Annotated in this window: 21 protein-coding genes; 1 reads left to right on the top strand and 20 read right to left on the bottom strand. The window is 40.7% G+C overall.

Translation table 11 applies throughout. The features are described 5' to 3' along the window. Positions 1-6: 6 nt before the first annotated feature. Both EDX97_RS00430 and proB read right to left on the bottom strand, forming a co-directional pair. A complete protein-coding gene (locus tag EDX97_RS00430; RefSeq protein ID WP_128519256.1) occupies positions 7-1,236 on the bottom strand; it encodes a glutamate-5-semialdehyde dehydrogenase in 1,230 nt (409 codons plus the stop codon). Then, positions 1,229-2,365, bottom strand: coding sequence for a glutamate 5-kinase (proB, locus tag EDX97_RS00425; RefSeq protein WP_128519255.1), 1,137 nt, complete (start codon positions 2,363-2,365; stop codon positions 1,229-1,231). Before proB ends, EDX97_RS00430 begins: the two co-directional genes overlap by 8 nt. Positions 2,366-2,438: 73 nt before the next feature. Here proB and EDX97_RS00420 point away from each other — a divergent pair, with 73 nt between their 5' ends. After that, positions 2,439-2,903: a RidA family protein gene (locus EDX97_RS00420; RefSeq protein WP_128519254.1), complete on the top strand. Its 465-nt coding sequence runs from the start codon at positions 2,439-2,441 to the stop codon at positions 2,901-2,903. A gap of 25 nt (positions 2,904-2,928) precedes the next feature. Here the strand turns inward: EDX97_RS00420 and EDX97_RS00415 are convergent, their stop codons facing one another. The 18 genes from EDX97_RS00415 to argJ form a co-directional block, all read right to left on the bottom strand. Further along, entirely contained in the window at positions 2,929-3,402 is a 474-nt protein-coding gene (locus EDX97_RS00415) for a zinc ribbon domain-containing protein (protein ID WP_128519253.1), read from the bottom strand. Next, entirely contained in the window at positions 3,392-4,390 is a 999-nt protein-coding gene (locus EDX97_RS00410) for a patatin-like phospholipase family protein (RefSeq protein WP_128519252.1), read from the bottom strand. Before EDX97_RS00410 ends, EDX97_RS00415 begins: the two co-directional genes overlap by 11 nt. A gap of 34 nt (positions 4,391-4,424) precedes the next feature. Next, entirely contained in the window at positions 4,425-5,039 is a 615-nt protein-coding gene (locus tag EDX97_RS00405) for an MBL fold metallo-hydrolase (RefSeq protein ID WP_128519251.1), read from the bottom strand. Then, complete coding sequence (locus EDX97_RS00400; protein ID WP_128519250.1) at positions 5,029-5,709, bottom strand: triose-phosphate isomerase; 681 nt, start codon at positions 5,707-5,709, stop codon at positions 5,029-5,031. Before EDX97_RS00400 ends, EDX97_RS00405 begins: the two co-directional genes overlap by 11 nt. 4 nt (positions 5,710-5,713) lie before the next feature. Further along, positions 5,714-6,232, bottom strand: coding sequence for a YjbQ family protein (locus EDX97_RS00395; RefSeq protein ID WP_128519249.1), 519 nt, complete (start codon positions 6,230-6,232; stop codon positions 5,714-5,716). 10 nt (positions 6,233-6,242) lie between these two features. Beyond that, entirely contained in the window at positions 6,243-7,088 is an 846-nt protein-coding gene (locus EDX97_RS00390) for a class II fructose-bisphosphate aldolase (protein ID WP_128519248.1), read from the bottom strand. 120 nt (positions 7,089-7,208) lie between these two features. Further along, a complete protein-coding gene (locus EDX97_RS00385; RefSeq protein ID WP_128519247.1) occupies positions 7,209-7,742 on the bottom strand; it encodes a hypothetical protein in 534 nt (177 codons plus the stop codon). After that, positions 7,739-8,641 (bottom strand): patatin-like phospholipase family protein, encoded by a 903-nt coding sequence (locus EDX97_RS00380; protein ID WP_128519246.1) that lies wholly within the window; start codon positions 8,639-8,641, stop codon positions 7,739-7,741. The genes EDX97_RS00385 and EDX97_RS00380 overlap by 4 nt, the downstream gene beginning before the upstream one ends. A gap of 31 nt (positions 8,642-8,672) precedes the next feature. After that, complete coding sequence (locus tag EDX97_RS00375) at positions 8,673-8,969, bottom strand: winged helix-turn-helix transcriptional regulator (protein WP_128519245.1); 297 nt, start codon at positions 8,967-8,969, stop codon at positions 8,673-8,675. Between the two features lie 2 nt (positions 8,970-8,971). Continuing rightward, positions 8,972-9,400 (bottom strand): GNAT family N-acetyltransferase, encoded by a 429-nt coding sequence (locus EDX97_RS00370; RefSeq protein ID WP_128519244.1) that lies wholly within the window; start codon positions 9,398-9,400, stop codon positions 8,972-8,974. A gap of 46 nt (positions 9,401-9,446) precedes the next feature. Then, positions 9,447-10,355: a nucleotidyltransferase family protein gene (locus EDX97_RS00365; RefSeq protein ID WP_128519243.1), complete on the bottom strand. Its 909-nt coding sequence runs from the start codon at positions 10,353-10,355 to the stop codon at positions 9,447-9,449. 12 nt (positions 10,356-10,367) lie between these two features. Beyond that, positions 10,368-11,018, bottom strand: a complete 651-nt coding sequence (locus EDX97_RS00360; protein ID WP_128519242.1) for an acyltransferase — start codon at positions 11,016-11,018, stop codon at positions 10,368-10,370. Positions 11,019-11,043: 25 nt separating this feature from the next. Continuing rightward, the gene (locus tag EDX97_RS00355) at positions 11,044-12,246 is read right to left on the bottom strand and encodes an iron-containing alcohol dehydrogenase (protein WP_128519241.1); all 1,203 of its coding nucleotides are present in this window, start codon (positions 12,244-12,246) and stop codon (positions 11,044-11,046) included. Further along, positions 12,233-12,685 (bottom strand): MarR family winged helix-turn-helix transcriptional regulator, encoded by a 453-nt coding sequence (locus EDX97_RS00350; RefSeq protein WP_128519240.1) that lies wholly within the window; start codon positions 12,683-12,685, stop codon positions 12,233-12,235. The genes EDX97_RS00355 and EDX97_RS00350 overlap by 14 nt, the downstream gene beginning before the upstream one ends. 212 nt (positions 12,686-12,897) lie before the next feature. Then, positions 12,898-13,809, bottom strand: a complete 912-nt coding sequence (gene argF / locus EDX97_RS00345; RefSeq protein WP_128519239.1) for an ornithine carbamoyltransferase — start codon at positions 13,807-13,809, stop codon at positions 12,898-12,900. Beyond that, positions 13,810-14,979, bottom strand: a complete 1,170-nt coding sequence (locus EDX97_RS00340) for an aspartate aminotransferase family protein (protein ID WP_128519238.1) — start codon at positions 14,977-14,979, stop codon at positions 13,810-13,812. Continuing rightward, complete coding sequence (gene argB, locus EDX97_RS00335; protein ID WP_128519237.1) at positions 14,969-15,835, bottom strand: acetylglutamate kinase; 867 nt, start codon at positions 15,833-15,835, stop codon at positions 14,969-14,971. The genes EDX97_RS00340 and argB overlap by 11 nt, the downstream gene beginning before the upstream one ends. Next, positions 15,832-17,040: a bifunctional glutamate N-acetyltransferase/amino-acid acetyltransferase ArgJ gene (gene argJ / locus EDX97_RS00330; RefSeq protein WP_245977967.1), complete on the bottom strand. Its 1,209-nt coding sequence runs from the start codon at positions 17,038-17,040 to the stop codon at positions 15,832-15,834. The genes argB and argJ overlap by 4 nt, the downstream gene beginning before the upstream one ends. Positions 17,041-17,051: the final 11 nt, after the last annotated feature.

Raw genomic sequence — 17,051 nt, 5'->3', positions numbered from 1 at the left:
TCACTCTTACTCACGAATCTGGCCATGGCCATAGATTTCATATTTAGTTGAACACATTTCCGGTAAGCCCAACGGACCACGTGCATGTAGCTTTTGGGTACTGATACCGACTTCGGCACCAAAACCAAATTGTCCACCATCCGTAAAGCGCGTTGAAGCATTCTGATACACACAAGCTGAATCTAAGGCATCCATAAAATATTGGGCCCGTTTGTCATTCTTAGTTACAATGCATTCCGAATGTTTCGTAGAATAGGTATAAATATGTTCAATGGCTTCCTGCATGGAATCCACGACTTTGATATTGATCTTATAATCATCGTATTCCGTCGCATAGTTTTCTTTTGTGGCCATTTCACCCGGGATATATTGTAGACTTCTCGCATCACCAAAGACTTGAACTTTCGCAAACATAGGTGCAAGTCGAATTAAAAATTCTTTGGCAACATCAGTATGCACCAAGATGGTTTCAATCGCATTACATACACTTGGCCGTTGGAGCTTAGCATTTTGCGCAATCTGTAAGGCCATATCGATATCGGCTTCTTTATCCACATACAAATGACACAAACCCGCACCCGTTTCAATGACGGGTACTTTTGCGTTTTGAACCACATATTGGATCAATCCCTTTCCACCACGAGGAATGACGACATCCACATGGGCACGATCACTGATCAATTCACTCACAACGGCATGATCCATTTCATCGATCATATAGATAGGTGATACCGGCAAGATATCTTGAATGGCTTCTTGCATGACTTGTGCCAATGCCATATTGGAATAAAACGCTTCTTTTCCACCTTTTAAGATACAAACATTATTGGTCTTGATACAAATAGCCGCAATATCAACGGTCACATTAGGTCTAGCTTCATAAACAACTCCAACCGTACCAATCGGAATGCGAATTTGTTTGATGAGCAATCCATTGGGACGATGCATTTCACGAATCACTTGGCCGACTGGATCTTCCAAATGGGCAACCTTCAAAACGCCATCACTGATTTCCTGGATACGATCACTAGTCAATAATAGACGATCGATCATTGCCGATGAAATCCCATTTTCTTTGGCTTGGGCAATATCTTTTTCATTGGCTTGAAGAATCACGTCTTGTTTCTGGATCAAATATTTCGCAATGGATTCTAATGCTTGGATCTTTGTATCACTATCGACCATTTGGAACGTACGACATGCCTTTTTGGCATCGGTTAATAATTGTTCAATCATGTTTTTCACTCCGTTTCACTAATACCATATTATTGGCATGGACCACTTCATCGTAATCATGCTCACCTAATATCGATTCGATGGCACTGGTCTTCTTGCCTTTGATTTTATCAATTTCTTTACTGGAATAATTGGAAATACCTTTCGCAAGTTTCACACCCTTTTCATCGATGATATCCACAATGCTTGACATCGAAAAATCACCCGATACGCCCGTAATGCCTGATGGCAATAAACTCTTATGATGACGCAAGGCTTTGGCACAACCGGCATCGACAATGATGCAGCCTTTTGACCAAGTTTGATACATGATCCAAAGTTGGCGTGCATTTAAGTTACGACCCACATCCCCATGAAATAAGGTACCAACGGGTTTGCCATCCAATAGATCCAATAACACATGTGGGCTTTGTCCATTGACGATGGCCATATCACAACCATATTCCGTACAAATCTTGGCCGCCCGTAGTTTTGTGACCATGCCTCCCGTACCCATTTGAGTATCGGTATCACTCGCCATACTTTCAATTTCATGATTGACTTCATCGACCTCTTCAATCAATTGGGCATCCTTATAGATATGGGGATTTTTATCATAGAGTCCATCGATATCACTGATCAAAACCACAAGATCGGCATTGACAATGGGAACAACCAAAGCGGCCATTGTATCGTTATCGCCTACCTTGATCTCATCGACAGCTAAGGTATCATTTTCATTGATGATGGGTACGACCTTGTATTTGATCAAGCTTTGCATCGCATGATAGAAATTCAATAGACGTTTGCGATCATCAAAATCATCATGATTCATTAAGATCTGGGCACTCTTCATATGAAAAATATGAAACATATCTTCATAGATTTTCATCAAAGAGGCTTGGCCAATGGCTGCCAATGCCTGTTTTTCAGGAATGGTTTCCGGTTTTTTACGTAAATTCATGGCTTTCATGCCCGCCGAAATGGCACCACTCGAAACCAAAGTGACTTGAATGCCACGTTGTCGGATGTGCGCAATCTGTTGAACCAAACCAAGAATGCGTTGCGAATCGATGTTTCCTTTTTCATCACATAAGGAAGACGATCCAACTTTAACGATCAAATGTTTAATATGAGAAAAATCTCGCATGATAACTCCTTCTCTTACATTGACAAAAATGAAATTTCTATCCTATGATTACATAAGAAAGAAGGTATTTTGTATGTATATTGAAAAACGTTTGGAAGAACTGGGCATTGAGTTACCAGAAAGCAGCGAACCCAAAGCCATGTATATTCCATGTAAACAAGCAGGCAACCTGTTGTTTGTATCTGGACAACTACCTTGTAAGTTGGATGGTTCCCTTGCCTATACCGGTAAACTTGGTGAATCCCTCACTCTAGAACAAGGTCAAGAATGTGCGCGTTTATGCATCATCAATATGTTGTCGGCCGTTAAATATCAAGTCGGTGATCTAGACAATGTGAAATCGGTTGTCAAAGTCCAAGCCTTTGTTGCCAGCAAGACCGGCTTTGATCAACAACACCTTGTCACCAATGGTGCTAGTGAATTGTTGTTTGATATATTTGGTCAAAATGGCACCCATGCTCGTACAGCTGTGGGTATCAATCAATTGCCGATGGATGCACCCGTTGAAATTGAAGCTATTTTCGAACTACAAGAATAGATGCATCAAAGATGCATCTATTTTTTTAATCCGATGAAGAACTCTTCTTCGTTGAAGAGGATGAGGATGAACTTGTATCCTGACCACTCAATTGTTCTTGTAGCTCAACGATTTTTTGAGCCTGTTCTTTATTTTCTTTATTCAATTTCGCAATTTCTTTATCATACGAAGTATCCGATTTGGATTGTTGCTGCTTCAATTTCTTGACCTGTTTGGTCAACTTTTGATTCTTTTTTTCTAACGAAGCAATTTCGGCATTTTTGGACACCCGCAATTGATTCATAAAATAAATGCTCGAACCACCGACTACCAACAACGTGACGATCATACCAATCAAAACATAATGAAAGACCTTTTTCTTATCGGTCTTCACCACGGTTTGCACCTTATGCACCTTGGTCGTTTCAGTAAAGTCTTCTTCTGGATATAAATATTCACCACATTTTTCACAATATCGACGACGATCATCGTTTTCATGACCGCAATTCTTACAAATCATTTCGATCCCCCCTATGTAAGTATGCTTTTAAAGATGGGACACATCGTTTCCCATCCGCATAGCCTAAATAATAGATTTCGGCCAATCGCGAGGTGTCTTTTTCTAAGCGACCAATATCGATGGGCTGTGATGGACTAATCATGAAGATACGTCCCTCATTGCGTAATTGTTCCAACTCATTACACTGTTTATTATACCGCATATCCCCTTCTTCTAACACCTTAACTAGATTGGGATAGTTCAAATATCGGGCACAAATCATCGCATTGTGATTAGGTTCTTCTGGATAGCGGAATTCAATGTCACGGGTGCGGACCACCACAATATTCTCAAAATGATGATCCAATGCCCATTGATACGGAATCGCACAGGAACAGCCACCATCCAAATACGGTTGTCCTTCAATCTCCACCATTTGCGACACATATGGCATCGAAGCCGAAGCCGCTACGGCCCCAATAATATCTTTGCATACCCCTTTTTTCATATATTCCGGTTTACCAGTCTTACAATTGGTCACTACCGCGATAAAATCTCGATTGGGTGCATTGAACCGCGTCATATCGACCGGATATTCTTTATTTAATTCCAACATTGCAAAATCAAACCCAATGATGCCATGATTGGTACGCATCGCTTGCAGACCGACATAGCGATCATCATTTCGATATTTCAGATTGATATACGCACTCCGACCAATTTGGCCACAAACATAGCCCACTCCATTCATGGCTCCCGCCGAAACGCCAATGGTCGTGCGTAAATTGATATCGGCTTCCATCAACGCATCTAAAACACCGGATGTATAACACCCACGAAAAGCACCACCTTCTAAGACCATACATCCTTCGGTGATTTGGTTGGAAGCAATGCCACGAGGCAAATCATCCAAGTTCGTATACGTACGTACTTGACGATCATATTGCACTTTTTTAACAACTTGTTTGGTTTTTACTTTAATATCATCGATTGGATCAAATTTATTCATACGCTTATAGTAACATAAAAAGAGTGCCTAAACATTAGACACTCTTATCAAAAAGAATGGTTTCCGATGGGGAATCTTTGGTGTAGGTATACACCGAATCAACGACTTTTACATGGGAGCATTCCGTTAAAAAATCGTTGATAGGTGCTATTTCTGCATAGCCTTTTTGACCAAATCGTGCATGCATCGGTAAGACAACTTTGGGTTGATACATATCGATCATGGCCTTGGCTTCCAAGGCAGAAATGGTATAATAGCCACCCACTGGAATCATCCATACATCACAATCATTTAAAGCATTGATCGTACTGATACAGCCCAAATCACCCAAATGTGCAATGCGATAGCCATCGGCCGATAAGACCGTTACAATATTTTTACCGCGATGGGCACCTTGATGATGGTCATGAAAGGTATCTATATATTGCATCTGCCAAGGATTGGTTCCTGGTTGTATCTGCACTTGAGAAACTCCATTATGATCGGCATGATCATGGGAGCAATGCACTTCATTGGCTATAAGATGTAAAGGAGGATAGCCCGGTACGCTGCCCATCTGATAGGGATCAAATACAATGGAGTAATCTTGATAGGTCACTTGAAAACAACTATGGCCCCACCAACGAAAAGAAATCGAATTATCTTTCATTCCAAGCTTTGACAATGGCTTCCGCCATTTCACGCACACGTACTTTTGGATCGGGTGCTTTTAAGATACCAGAAGTAGCACCCGTACCATCAGCACCTAATTTTACGACATTGTAGCAGTCATCAGCCGTTGATACACCCGAAGCAATCATGACCAAAACATCGGGATCAATTTCCGCAATGGCTTTACATGTATCCGTTGTATATGAATCATCGGCTACTTGTCCGGTACCAATTAAATCGGTTGGTTCGGCTAAGACGATATCGGGTTTCATGCAAGAAACGGCTTTGGCTTCGGTTACGGAATCGGCACATACGATCGTGATCAAGCCTAATTCTTTTGCACGATTGATAGTCTTATATAAATCACTGACGGTTTTTGGATTTTCGGCATGATTCAAGAATAAAGCACCGGCACCGGCTTCTTTTAACGATTCACCTAAGACATGGCCCATACCACGTCCCGGTGTCAATGGATCCATGGATTGTGCGGTAACGATCACATGTTTCGTATTTTCTTTGATCAAACGAATATCCGCATACGGACAAGTAAAGAAAATGGTCAAGCCAGTATCTGCAGCGACTTTATCTGAAGCAATCGCAAGATCTAAGCTTTCTTTTCCATATAAATAGGATTTGGGATTTACAACTAAAAATGGTTTTCTTTCCATACTCTTATTCTCCTAACACAGTAATAACACAACGACGTTGACGACCACGTGTACGATCAAAATCGGCAAAATAAACATAACCCGTTGATCCAACACCTAATTTTCCTTCAGTGACATCAAAGACTTCACTTGAACCTAACAACGTAGAACGCAAGTGCGCATCTCCGTTCCAAAGGTCTTGGCGTCCGTTTGGCAAGTAATCTTTGGCATTTGGCCAAGATTCAACGGATTTGTAGTGTTCTTCACCAGGGTACGTGTATGTATTGGCATCCACATGATCAGGGAAGATCTTGGCTAAACCGATGTTTAAATCATGTTGCAAAGATTCATCGCCATTTTCATCACGGTCATGGGCATATTCTTCAAAGAATACTGAACATGTCGTATGTGGTGAAATAACGGCACAAATGCCGGTCTTTACACCACTTTCTTCGATGGCTTGGCGAACTTCATCGGTAATATTGATATAAGATGTGGTTTTTCCATGAGATTGTACATGAATCACTTTACGATATACTGTCATTTTTTCTCCTCTACTTTTCTACGGGTTGAGTTGCGAATAATTTATACACATGACGCAACATATCTTGCATACCTTTTTTAGCGGCTGCTTTCATCGTGTAGTAATCTTCGACTTCTGGTTCTTTTTGTTCCAAAGCGAATACAGGTTTAGCTGCACTGACCATGAAATCAGAATAGACATTGACTTTCGCAATACCTTCGGTAGCACAACGATGCAAGTTATCATCACCACTATTGGATCCACCATGTAAAACCAATGGACAAGAAACGGCAGCGGCTAATTCATGCAAACGATCAAAATTCAATTTTGGCGTTCCTTTATACAAACCATGTGCGGTACCAATGGAAACAGCTAAGGAATCCACTTGGCTTTCTTTCGCAAATGTTGTTGCTTCTTCCACGGTTGTATAGATATCGTTGTCATCGGCATTTTCATTCGATCCAACATGACCAATTTCACCTTCTACGACAACGCCATGCGCATGGGCATAATCAACGACTTTCTTGGTCAAGGCAATATTTTCAGCCATTGGCAACTTGGATCCATCGATCATGACAGACGTAAATCCTAAATCGATGGCTTTCTTACAAGTTTCAAAACTTTCGCCATGATCCAAATGTAAAACAACTGGAACACTGGCTTTTTTTGCACGATATTCAGCAATATATGCAGCTGTTTCTAAATCAATCAAACGATTTAAATGGCTTTCTGCCAACGCAATGATAATTGGTAAATTTTCTTGTTCAGCAACTTCCAAATGCCATTTTAAAGAATCTTCATCGACAAAGTTGGCCGATGGGATTGCAAAATGTCCCGCTTGGGCTGCTTCAAACATAGCTTTTGATGTAACTAACATGTTTTTATACTCTCCTTAAAAAATATCTCTGGCCTCATTATACGATGAGTTTGTATTAAATACAATATAACTTTTGACTTTTTTGACTTATATTTCTCATAACATTTAAAAAGCGCTACTTTACAGTAACGCTACAATCGCATCAATGGTTTTCAAGTTTCGGGAAATATCCTTTTTCACTTCAATTCGATGTCCACCAGGAAATACATGATATTCGATGTCATGCTTCTTACAATAGGCTTTCAATACCGCGGGATCCAATACTTGATCGGCATCGCCGGCAATGGCCATACAAGACGAATCCATATAAGGAAGGGTTTGTTTAATGGGGGTCAAATAGATTTGTTTACATGAAATCTGTAACGTTTGTTGGGCCCATCCAGCTATCACCGTACCTAAACTTTTGGACACAAAGATAACAGAATCATACTTCGAATAATCGATGGCTTGCAGTTGTGGCAAACAATACGTTTTCGCATCCTCAATTTCCTGCGTGATATCTTGATTATGAAATTCAACTTGATCAAATTGGGCACCATACGATACGGGAACCACTTTATATCCTTGTTGACGATAATACAAACCGGAATAATACAACAAAGGCATATCGACGGTATAACGAATACCTGGAAATAATAAAACCAATCCTTTCATTTTGTCGCCTCCAAATATGTTTTTAATTTTGCCAATTGTCCTTTGGCATCTTCATAGCCTAGATAATACAATTGCCCTAATTTATCCATGTCCGTTTCCAATCGCGAAATCGTAATGGGCTCACTCGGATAGATCGTAAAGATACGACCACGATCGGTCAATTGATCGATACGATCACATTCTTCATTATATCGACGATTGCTGGTATCCAGTTGTTTTTGAAAGAGTGGATAGTCTTTATAAAATAAACGATTGACCAAAGCCATTGAACGCGAATTCTTGCGATACGAACGAGGACGGGTACGCACCACGATGATTTTTTCATAGCCTTGATCAATGGCCCATTGGACTGGAATCTTCACCGAACAGCCACCATCCAAATATAAACCACCTTGGACTTCCACTGGTTTGGAAACATAGGGCATCGAAGCCGATGCTTCTACCGCTTTTAAAATATCATCACAACGACTCTTCTCAAAATAGGTGGCTTGCCCGGTTTCCACATCGGTACAAACAACGACAAAACGTCGTTCTTTTTTATAAAAGGTATCATAATCCCATGGATATTCTTGGGCAAAACGTCCTTTAAACACAAAATCAAACCCAATGATTCCGGTATTTTGCGTATGGAATCCTACATATTCCGGATCATGACGATATTTTAGATTCAATAAGGCACTGCGACCAATTTGTCCCATCGTATAGCTGACGCCATTCATGGCCCCACTACTGACACCAATGGTACAATCCATGTTGATATCCGCCTGCATCAAAGCATCCAAGACCCCTTCCGAATACAATACCCGAAAGGCACCGCCTTCTAAGACGATACAGCCATGGGTCAATGCATCGGATGCATGACCGGTGGGTAAATCATCAATCCCAAAAAATTTTTTCATATTGATTCCTCCATCTAAAAAGAAATCCTCTTCAGGATTTCTTTGCTGTTGTTTGTGCCCATTGAAAGATTTCATCTATAATAGGTACTAAGGCTTGCCCATCTTTGGTGAATGTATACACACCTTGTTTATCGTTCAAAACATGGTAAGTTACCAATTCGGACAAAGCTTGTTTCAAATCTGTATTGGTTACATAAATAATATACCCTCGAATTTGTTCATAGGTCGCCTTGTCATGATGTGAAATATACCATAGGATTGGAATCGACAAATGATTCCCCAAAGCATGACGAATGTAATTTAAGACTGATCTTTCCGTTTGTGACATAGCTATTCCTCAAATAAGTACTCTAGCCAACTGCCCGTACCAGGTTTGAAACCCAAATTTTTAAACATGTTGGCTTGTTGGATATTATCTTCAGGAATAAAAAGCTGCACATTTGTGATGTTATTGGCTTGTAGATGATCTAACGCATATTGCACCATCATATTCAATATGCCTCTTCCAAAAAAAGCAGGATGAATTGCGATGTGCGTGATCCAAGCTTTTCGTTCCTCAACTTTAAGAATCATAGCCCCAATCAAGTTATCTTCTTGAAAACACAAATACACCTTTTCATTCTCGACGGCTTCTCGTAACATATCATCGTTGATTTTTTCCAATGTATGTACCTGATCACCGTGTTTCTCACAATACTGATAGAAATAACGTACGCGTGGAAAATCGTCCACATTGGCTTTTCGAACTTCTAATGACATAATACTTTAACTCCGTATTATTACTATACCATAAACAAAACAAATTCTAGATATCAGAATATAAATTTTCCGGATAGACTCCTTGTTCAATCAAAGCGCGAAAGCTCTTCTCAACAACGGGTTTATCTTCTTGATACGTGACCCCAAACCAAGTGTCTGGTGTTTCCAATACTTTGACACGTACTCGTTTTTCTTTTAATAGATCTCCAATCAGAATCGGCAATAAATACTCCCCCTTTTCATGATTTTTTGGATCGGCTAAAAACGTTTTGAATCCCGCTTCTAAGATGGGTAAGAACGCTGGGGTAAAGCCCCACATATTCATGGAAACATGACTGTTAACATCAATACTTTGACCATGACTTTGTGCGCCTTCTTTGGTTTTTTCAATGTCATGGGTCTCCACGATGGAAATCAAATCATCACCCTTGGTCTGACATAGACCTCGTGTGACGGTACCATTATCGCTCAACGTGTTCTTGAGAATAAAGCCGGCCATACAATACGCATCGGGATCGGTATTGGTTTGGAGAAAATCATAAATCATGGAAAACGCTTTTTTTCCATAATAATCATCGGCATTGATGACACAGAATGGTCCATCGATAAAGTCTTTTGCCGCTAATACGGCTTGTCCCGTTCCCCATGGTTTGGTCCGTGTGGATGGACAAGTAAAGCCAGCGGGCAAATCTTCCAAAGCCTGGAAACAGTAATGGATCGCAATCTCTTTGTCTTTGACAACCTCTTCAATGCGGTTACCAATCCGTTCTTTGAAATCTTCTTCAATGTCTTTTCGAATGATGAAGATAATTTGATCAAATCCTGCTTGGATCGCATCATGAATGGAATAATCCATGATGATTTCATCGTGCAAACCAACGGGTTCCAATTGTTTGATTCCCGTACCAAACCGGCTTCCCAATCCAGCAGCCATGATAACTAATGATGTATGCATACTACCCTCTTTCTATCGTTTCGCGACGATCACGCCACCGGTCTTCACAATACTATGGCTAGGAATGACACCTCGTACACAAGATACCGGATAAATATTCGAATCGGGACCAATGACCGTACCCGGATTCAAGACGCTGTTGCAGCCCACTTCAACATGGTCTCCCAACATGGCTCCAAATTTCTTTAAGCCCGTTTCGATATTTTTTGGACCATGGACAACAACTAAAGTCTTATCACTTTTCACATTGGAAGTGATCGAGCCAGCTCCCATATGCGAATAATAGCCTAAAATACTATCGCCCACATAGTTATAATGCGGTGTCTGTACATGATCAAACAAGATCACATTTTTTAATTCCACACTATTACCAACTACACAGTCAGCTCCCACTAAAGCACTGGAACGAATGAATGCACAATGACGCACTTCCGTTCGTGGACCAATGATACAAGGAGCACCCAAATAAGCCGTTGGTGCTACCGTAGCACTTTCATGTACCCAAACATGTTCACTCACTTCTTTATATTCACTGGATAAGGTGGGTCCTAATTCTAAGATAAAATCCTTGATTCCTTTCAAGGCTTCCCAAGGATAAGTAAATTGGGATAAATACGATTTCGCTAACGTATGATCCAAATCATACATATCTTTTATTTCCATATACTGCTCACTTTCTACTCTTTTTCTATTTTATAGTAGCTAAATTTTTGGGTTTGTCCATAGCCTGTTCATAAAGAATGCCCAATTCCTTTTGGTCCCATAAGACCGGAACAGGATATAAAGGATTGGCTTCTTGATCGGCATAGCGAGCCATCAAAGCAATATCTTCTTTTCGAATTTGTGGTATCGTGGATGGAATATCCATAGCACGATTTAACTTTTGAATCGATTGGATCATCCTTTGTGCCGCTTGTGCATCTGATGTACTTTCATCCGCTAAACCAACCACACAAGCCATATCATGTAACTTTTTATCAATGGGATGTCCATATGCTTTCAATACGATGGGCAATAAGGTCGCATTGGTTTGCCCATGAGGCAAATTGTATTGACCGCCCAATGAATGCGCAATCGCATGTACATAGCCCACATACGATTTAGAAAACGCATCACCCGCTAGATAGGATGCATGAAGCATGTTTTTTCGTGCTTCGATATTGGTTCCCTCTTGATAAGCTACCAAGATATTTTCATAAATCAAACGAATGGCTTCTAACGCTTCTTGCCGTGTTTGTTTCGTCGTTGATCGACCAATGTAGGCTTCCATGGCATGTGTCAACGCATCCATACCGGTCGAGGCTGTTAAATGGGGTGGTAAGGATACGGTTAATGCCGGCTCCAATATGGCCACATCCGGGATCAAAGAAAAATCATTGATCGCATATTTGTGATGGGTCTGACTATCCGTTACCACTGCCGCAATCGTCGTTTCACTACCGGTACCAGCCGTTGTTGGAATCAGGATCATAAACGGTGTTTGTTTGCAAACTTTTAAGACCCCTGCCATTTGGGCAATTGATTTGCGTGGTTGAGCCACTTGAGCGGCCACAGCTTTGGCGCAATCCAAAGATGAACCCCCTCCAAAACCAATGATATGATCACAATGTTCCTTTTCATACAATTGAAAAGCCGTATCGATCATTTCGGTTGTCGGATTGGCCTTGACGCCGTCAAAGATGGTTACGTTGTCATAATGATGTATGAGTTCTTTCATGCCTTCACTTTTGGATGTATGGGAACCTGTCACGATCAAAGGATGTTGTTTCTTTACGGTATCGATTTGATTGATTGCATGTAAGATTTGGGGATTGCGATATGGCAAAAAAGGGAAAAGAAGCCGCATGCTCGTTTGGAACATGCGGCATATCCATCGTCTAGCCCATTTCATTTTTCGTATCTCCGATAAAAGCGACTAGATTCTCATACATGATTTGAAGATAGGCATTGAATGCATCTGGATTATCCATGTTTTCTCCCGCTAGATCCATTGCCGATTGAATTTTTTCATAAACTCGTTTTGCAATTTGCATACCATCCTCCGTTAAGGTATATTTCAGACGATATACTTTTTGATCATTCTTTTCACGAATAATCATACCCTTATTTGACAATTCTTTCAATCCTCGAGATACGGCAGCTTTATCGACGTTACAAATTTGAGTTAATTCTTTAGATGTTAAGCCATCCGGGTGATGATGGTACAATGCAAATAAAAAAACCGCATCCGAACCGTGTAGACCATATTTTTTCATTTCATCGTTCTTTATTTTTTGAATCAAAAAATGAATTTTACTAATTATGAATACGAATGTTTCAAATTCCTCCATACATATGCTCCCTTTAAACTTATATGCACATTATATCAATTTTCCCTATGGACTCAAAGAAAACTTAACTATTCATTAAATCAAATAACTTTATAATAAATAATAATAAAAAATCGTAAATAATTCCGAGATAAATTTTCATTATTTTGCGTATTTAAACATTTGTTTCAAATCAGATCATTTACACAAAAAAAGGAGTGCGGTTCACACTCCTAATCTTGCATCAATAAAACCATGACCGCTTTTTGGGCATGGAGACGATTTTCCGCCTCATCAAAGATCTCATTGGCATGGGCTTCAAATACATCTTCCGTGATTTCTTCCCCACGATGGGCTGGTAGACAATGCAGTACCATGCAATCACTCTTGGCTTGTTCCATCAATTTCGCATTGACTTGATAAACCCCTTCAAAGACTGCTTTTCGTTGAGCCGCTTCGCCTTCTTCACCCATCGATGCCCAAACATCGGTTAAGATGACATCGGCATCTTTGGCTGCTTCCATTGGATCATTGGTCAATTGGAACTTGTCGCCATAGGCTTTCGCAAAATCCAAACACTTTGGATCTGGTAAATAGCCTTCTGGACATGCACACGCAAAGGACATACCCGTCTTTAAGGCACCAACCATCAACGAGTTGCACATATTGTTACCATCACCAATAAAGGTCATCTTCAAGCCTTCTAGTTTACCTTTGTATTCACGAATGGTTTGCAGATCAGCCAATACTTGGCATGGATGGGCAAAATCCGTCAATCCATTGATGATAGGAATATCACCATATTCAGCTAAGGCTTCGACTTCGGCTTGCTCAAAGGTACGGATCATGATGCCATCCAAATAACGGGATAAGACACGAGCCGTATCCTGGATGGGTTCACCACGACCAATCTGCATGGTCGAAGCATCCAAGAACAACGGATACGCGCCCAATTGGACCGCACCGACTTCAAAGGACACACGAGTACGCGTAGAATTCTTTTCAAAAATCAAACCAATCGTTTTATTTTTTAAATACGGTTTATAAATACCTTGTTTGACTTCGGCCTTTACGATATCGGCCAAATTCAAGATATCTTGAATATCTTGTTCCGATGTTTCCAACAACGATAGTAAATGCTTCATCTACATGTCCTCCAAAATCTTCTCTAATACATCCATCGCAATATCAATTTCACTTCTAGAAATCGTTAGTGGTGGTAATAAACGAATCTTATTTTTTGCCGTCAAGAACAATACACCATTTTCTCTAGCTTTACTGATTACGTCTTGGACTTGAATGCCATCGGCCAATTCTACACCAACCATTAAGCCAAGACCCGTAACCGACTTCACTTTATCGATGGCTTCCAAACGTGCTTTTAAGTGTTTTCCCTTGCATTTGACATTTTGTAGGAAAGTTGGCGTGATCGTATCTAAGACGACATTTGCAGCGGCACACGCTAATGGGTTGCCCGCAAAAGTCGATCCATGTTCACCGTAATTCAAGGTATTTTCAACCTTATCAGACAATAAGACACCACCCATTGGAATACCACCGGCAATACCTTTCGCAAACGAAACAATGTCTGGATGAATACCAAATTGTTCATAGGCAAAGAAGGTACCTGTACGACCAATACCAGTCTGGACTTCATCGATGATCAATAAGATATCCTTTTCATCGCAAACCTTTTGTACTTCCGTTACGAAGGCTTTATCCAAATCATTGACACCGCCTTCACCTTGGATCATTTCCATCATGATGGCTGCCGTATGATCATTGACCTTTTCATGTAAGGAATCAATGGAATTGGCAACGATATAATCAAATCCCAATGGGAATGGATCAAAATGGTGATGGAACACATCTTGTCCAGTCGCCATCAAGGTTTCCATGGTTCGACCATGGAAAGAATTGACCAATGTCAAGATGGTATCCCGTTGGCCATGATAGTGATCATTGGCATATTTATGAGCCACTTTAATGGCTCCTTCATTGGCTTCCGCACCAGAGTTTTGGAAGAAGACCTTCTTCATATGAGTTCGTTTTACTAATTTTGGTGCTAATTCCAATAAGGGTTCATTATAGAACAAGTTAGAAATATGGATCAATTTCTCGGCTTGTTTTTCAATGCCATGGATCAATGGCTCATACCCATATCCCAATGAATTGACACCAATACCGGCTGTCAGATCCAAATAGGCTTTTCCCGTATCATCAAACACATAACTTCCTTTTCCCGATGTGATTAATAAGGGGAATCTTTTGTATGTATGTGCTACATATGTATCATCAATTTCTTTAAAATTCATAACCTTCACCTACTATCATGGTACCAATTCCTTCGTCACTCAGCATTTCAATCAAACAAGCATGCGGTACACGACCATCAATGATCACGGTCTTATTCACACCTTGTCGAACACAGTCTGCACAACAATTTACTTTCGGAATCATACCTCCAGAAATAATTCCTGCTTTTTCCAATTCACTAATTTCACTCACAGGGATTTTACGAATCAGAGAATGCGGATCGTTTTGATCTTTTAACACGCCGGGTACATTGGAAACAAAGATCATATTTTCAGCTCCCAAGGCACCGGCAATGGCACTGGCCGCCATGTCCGCATTCACATTATAAACATTGCCATGTGCATCACAGCCCACCGAAGCAATCACAGGGATATAGCCATCATCAATCAATTTAAAGATCAATTCCGGATCAATTTCATCAATTTGACCTACACATCCGAGTTCCGGATCTTTTTGACTGGCTTGGATGATATGACCATCCATACCGGTGATGCCCACGGCTTTGGCATGCAACATGGAAATCATATTCACTAAATTTTTATTGGTTTTACCCGCTAAGACCATTTGTACGACATTCATCGTTTCTTGATCTGTCACACGTAAACCATTCACAAAATGCGATTCAATATGCATTTGTTTCAGGGTCGCATTGATATCGGGTCCACCACCATGAACCAATACCAACTTGACACCCACTTGCGTCAACAAGACTACATCTTGCATGACGTTTTGTTTCAATTGTTCATTTTCCATCGCATTGCCACCATATTTGATGACAACGATCTTATTATCGTATTTTTGAATATAAGGTAAGGCCTGCGATAGAATGGTCGCTTTTTCAATGGCACTACTCATGAACGGTATTCTCCATTGATCTTCACATATTCATAGGTCATATCACAACCCCAAGCCGTTGCCTCATAATCTCCATCATGTAGATTCACAAGAATCTCAATTTCATCTTCTTTTAAGATTTGGAGTGCTTTATCTTCATCAAAGGCAATGCCATGGCCATCGACACATACTTTGATGGAACCTGCCTTGGATGCAAGATCCACTTCGACTTTATGGATATCATAATTGGCATCGGCATACCCAATAGCACATAAGATACGACCCCAGTTGGCATCGTTGCCAAACATCGCACATTTTAATAAGGTGGATTCTACGATGGATTTTGCGACGATCTTGGCATCCTTTTTGGTTTGGGCATGACTGACTTTGGCCGTCAATAATTTTGATGCGCCTTCGCCATCTTTCGCTAACATCTTCGAAATATGTTCGCATACGGTATATAAGGCGGCTTTGAATGTTTCATAATTCTTATCTTTTTGGGTAATTTCCACATTACCAGCCAAACCATTACATAAAATACCGAAGGTATCATTGGTCGATGTATCGCCATCGATACTGATCATATTATAGGTATCATCGGCCACTTCTTTTAAGGCACTTTGTAGACATTCCGAAGAAATGGCTACATCGCTGGTCACAAAACTTAACATCGTGGCCATATTGGGTGCAATCATACCCGATCCTTTAGCCATACCCCCTAAGGTACATGTCACGCCATCGATTTCAAACGTTGTGGCATATTCTTTGGTGATGGTATCGGTCGTTAGAATGGCTTTGGCCGCTTCATTCTCTTTTTCATCACTCAAATCGGAACATAAAGCCGGCATGGCTTCTAAGATATTATCCAATGGCATGGGCTGACCAATCACACCGGTTGATGCGATCATGATATCCGCAGGTTGTAGACCCAATTCTTTGGCTACTGCCGCTGACATTTTTTCCGCTACTTCGATGCCATCGGCATTGCACGTATTGGCATTGCCACTATTGACTAAGATAGCTTGCGCTTTGCCATCGGCAATATGTTCTTTGGTTACATAAATAGGTGCACCCTTTACGGCATTGGTCGTATAGATGGCAGCAGCACTGGCTGGTACTTTCGAGTAGACGATGGCTAGATCGTTTTTCGTTTGATTGGGACGAATCCCACAATGTAAACCGTTGGCTACAAATCCTTGGGCTGCACATACGCCTTGTTTCTTCATTTCCATCCCTC

The sequence above is a fragment of the Absicoccus porci genome, assembly GCF_003725415.1.
GTDB classification, from domain to species: domain Bacteria; phylum Bacillota_I; class Bacilli_A; order Erysipelotrichales; family Erysipelotrichaceae; genus Absicoccus; species Absicoccus porci.
The sequence above is the reverse complement of the archived record's forward strand: the minus strand, read 5'-3'. Positions and strand labels throughout refer to the sequence as shown.

Coding starts and splice junctions, on each gene's coding strand:
- argJ (WP_245977967.1), bottom strand. CDS start 17,040: ATGAAGAAACAAGGCGTATGTGCAGCCCAAGGATTTGTAGCCAACGGT.
- argB (WP_128519237.1), bottom strand. CDS start 15,835: ATGAGTAGTGCCATTGAAAAAGCGACCATTCTATCGCAGGCCTTACCT.
- EDX97_RS00390 (WP_128519248.1), bottom strand. CDS start 7,088: ATGTTAGTTACATCAAAAGCTATGTTTGAAGCAGCCCAAGCGGGACAT.
- EDX97_RS00410 (WP_128519252.1), bottom strand. CDS start 4,390: ATGAATAAATTTGATCCAATCGATGATATTAAAGTAAAAACCAAACAA.
- EDX97_RS00375 (WP_128519245.1), bottom strand. CDS start 8,969: ATGTCACAAACGGAAAGATCAGTCTTAAATTACATTCGTCATGCTTTG.
- EDX97_RS00430 (WP_128519256.1), bottom strand. CDS start 1,236: ATGATTGAACAATTATTAACCGATGCCAAAAAGGCATGTCGTACGTTC.
- EDX97_RS00365 (WP_128519243.1), bottom strand. CDS start 10,355: ATGCATACATCATTAGTTATCATGGCTGCTGGATTGGGAAGCCGGTTT.
- EDX97_RS00360 (WP_128519242.1), bottom strand. CDS start 11,018: ATGGAAATAAAAGATATGTATGATTTGGATCATACGTTAGCGAAATCG.
- EDX97_RS00395 (WP_128519249.1), bottom strand. CDS start 6,232: ATGACAGTATATCGTAAAGTGATTCATGTACAATCTCATGGAAAAACC.
- EDX97_RS00340 (WP_128519238.1), bottom strand. CDS start 14,979: ATGAATTTTAAAGAAATTGATGATACATATGTAGCACATACATACAAA.
- EDX97_RS00420 (WP_128519254.1), top strand. CDS start 2,439: ATGTATATTGAAAAACGTTTGGAAGAACTGGGCATTGAGTTACCAGAA.
- EDX97_RS00400 (WP_128519250.1), bottom strand. CDS start 5,709: ATGGAAAGAAAACCATTTTTAGTTGTAAATCCCAAATCCTATTTATAT.
- EDX97_RS00415 (WP_128519253.1), bottom strand. CDS start 3,402: ATGATTTGTAAGAATTGCGGTCATGAAAACGATGATCGTCGTCGATAT.
- EDX97_RS00355 (WP_128519241.1), bottom strand. CDS start 12,246: ATGAAATGGGCTAGACGATGGATATGCCGCATGTTCCAAACGAGCATG.
- EDX97_RS00385 (WP_128519247.1), bottom strand. CDS start 7,742: ATGAAAGGATTGGTTTTATTATTTCCAGGTATTCGTTATACCGTCGAT.
- EDX97_RS00405 (WP_128519251.1), bottom strand. CDS start 5,039: ATGAAAGATAATTCGATTTCTTTTCGTTGGTGGGGCCATAGTTGTTTT.
- proB (WP_128519255.1), bottom strand. CDS start 2,365: ATGCGAGATTTTTCTCATATTAAACATTTGATCGTTAAAGTTGGATCG.
- EDX97_RS00370 (WP_128519244.1), bottom strand. CDS start 9,400: ATGTCATTAGAAGTTCGAAAAGCCAATGTGGACGATTTTCCACGCGTA.
- EDX97_RS00380 (WP_128519246.1), bottom strand. CDS start 8,641: ATGAAAAAATTTTTTGGGATTGATGATTTACCCACCGGTCATGCATCC.
- argF (WP_128519239.1), bottom strand. CDS start 13,809: ATGAAGCATTTACTATCGTTGTTGGAAACATCGGAACAAGATATTCAA.
- EDX97_RS00350 (WP_128519240.1), bottom strand. CDS start 12,685: ATGGAGGAATTTGAAACATTCGTATTCATAATTAGTAAAATTCATTTT.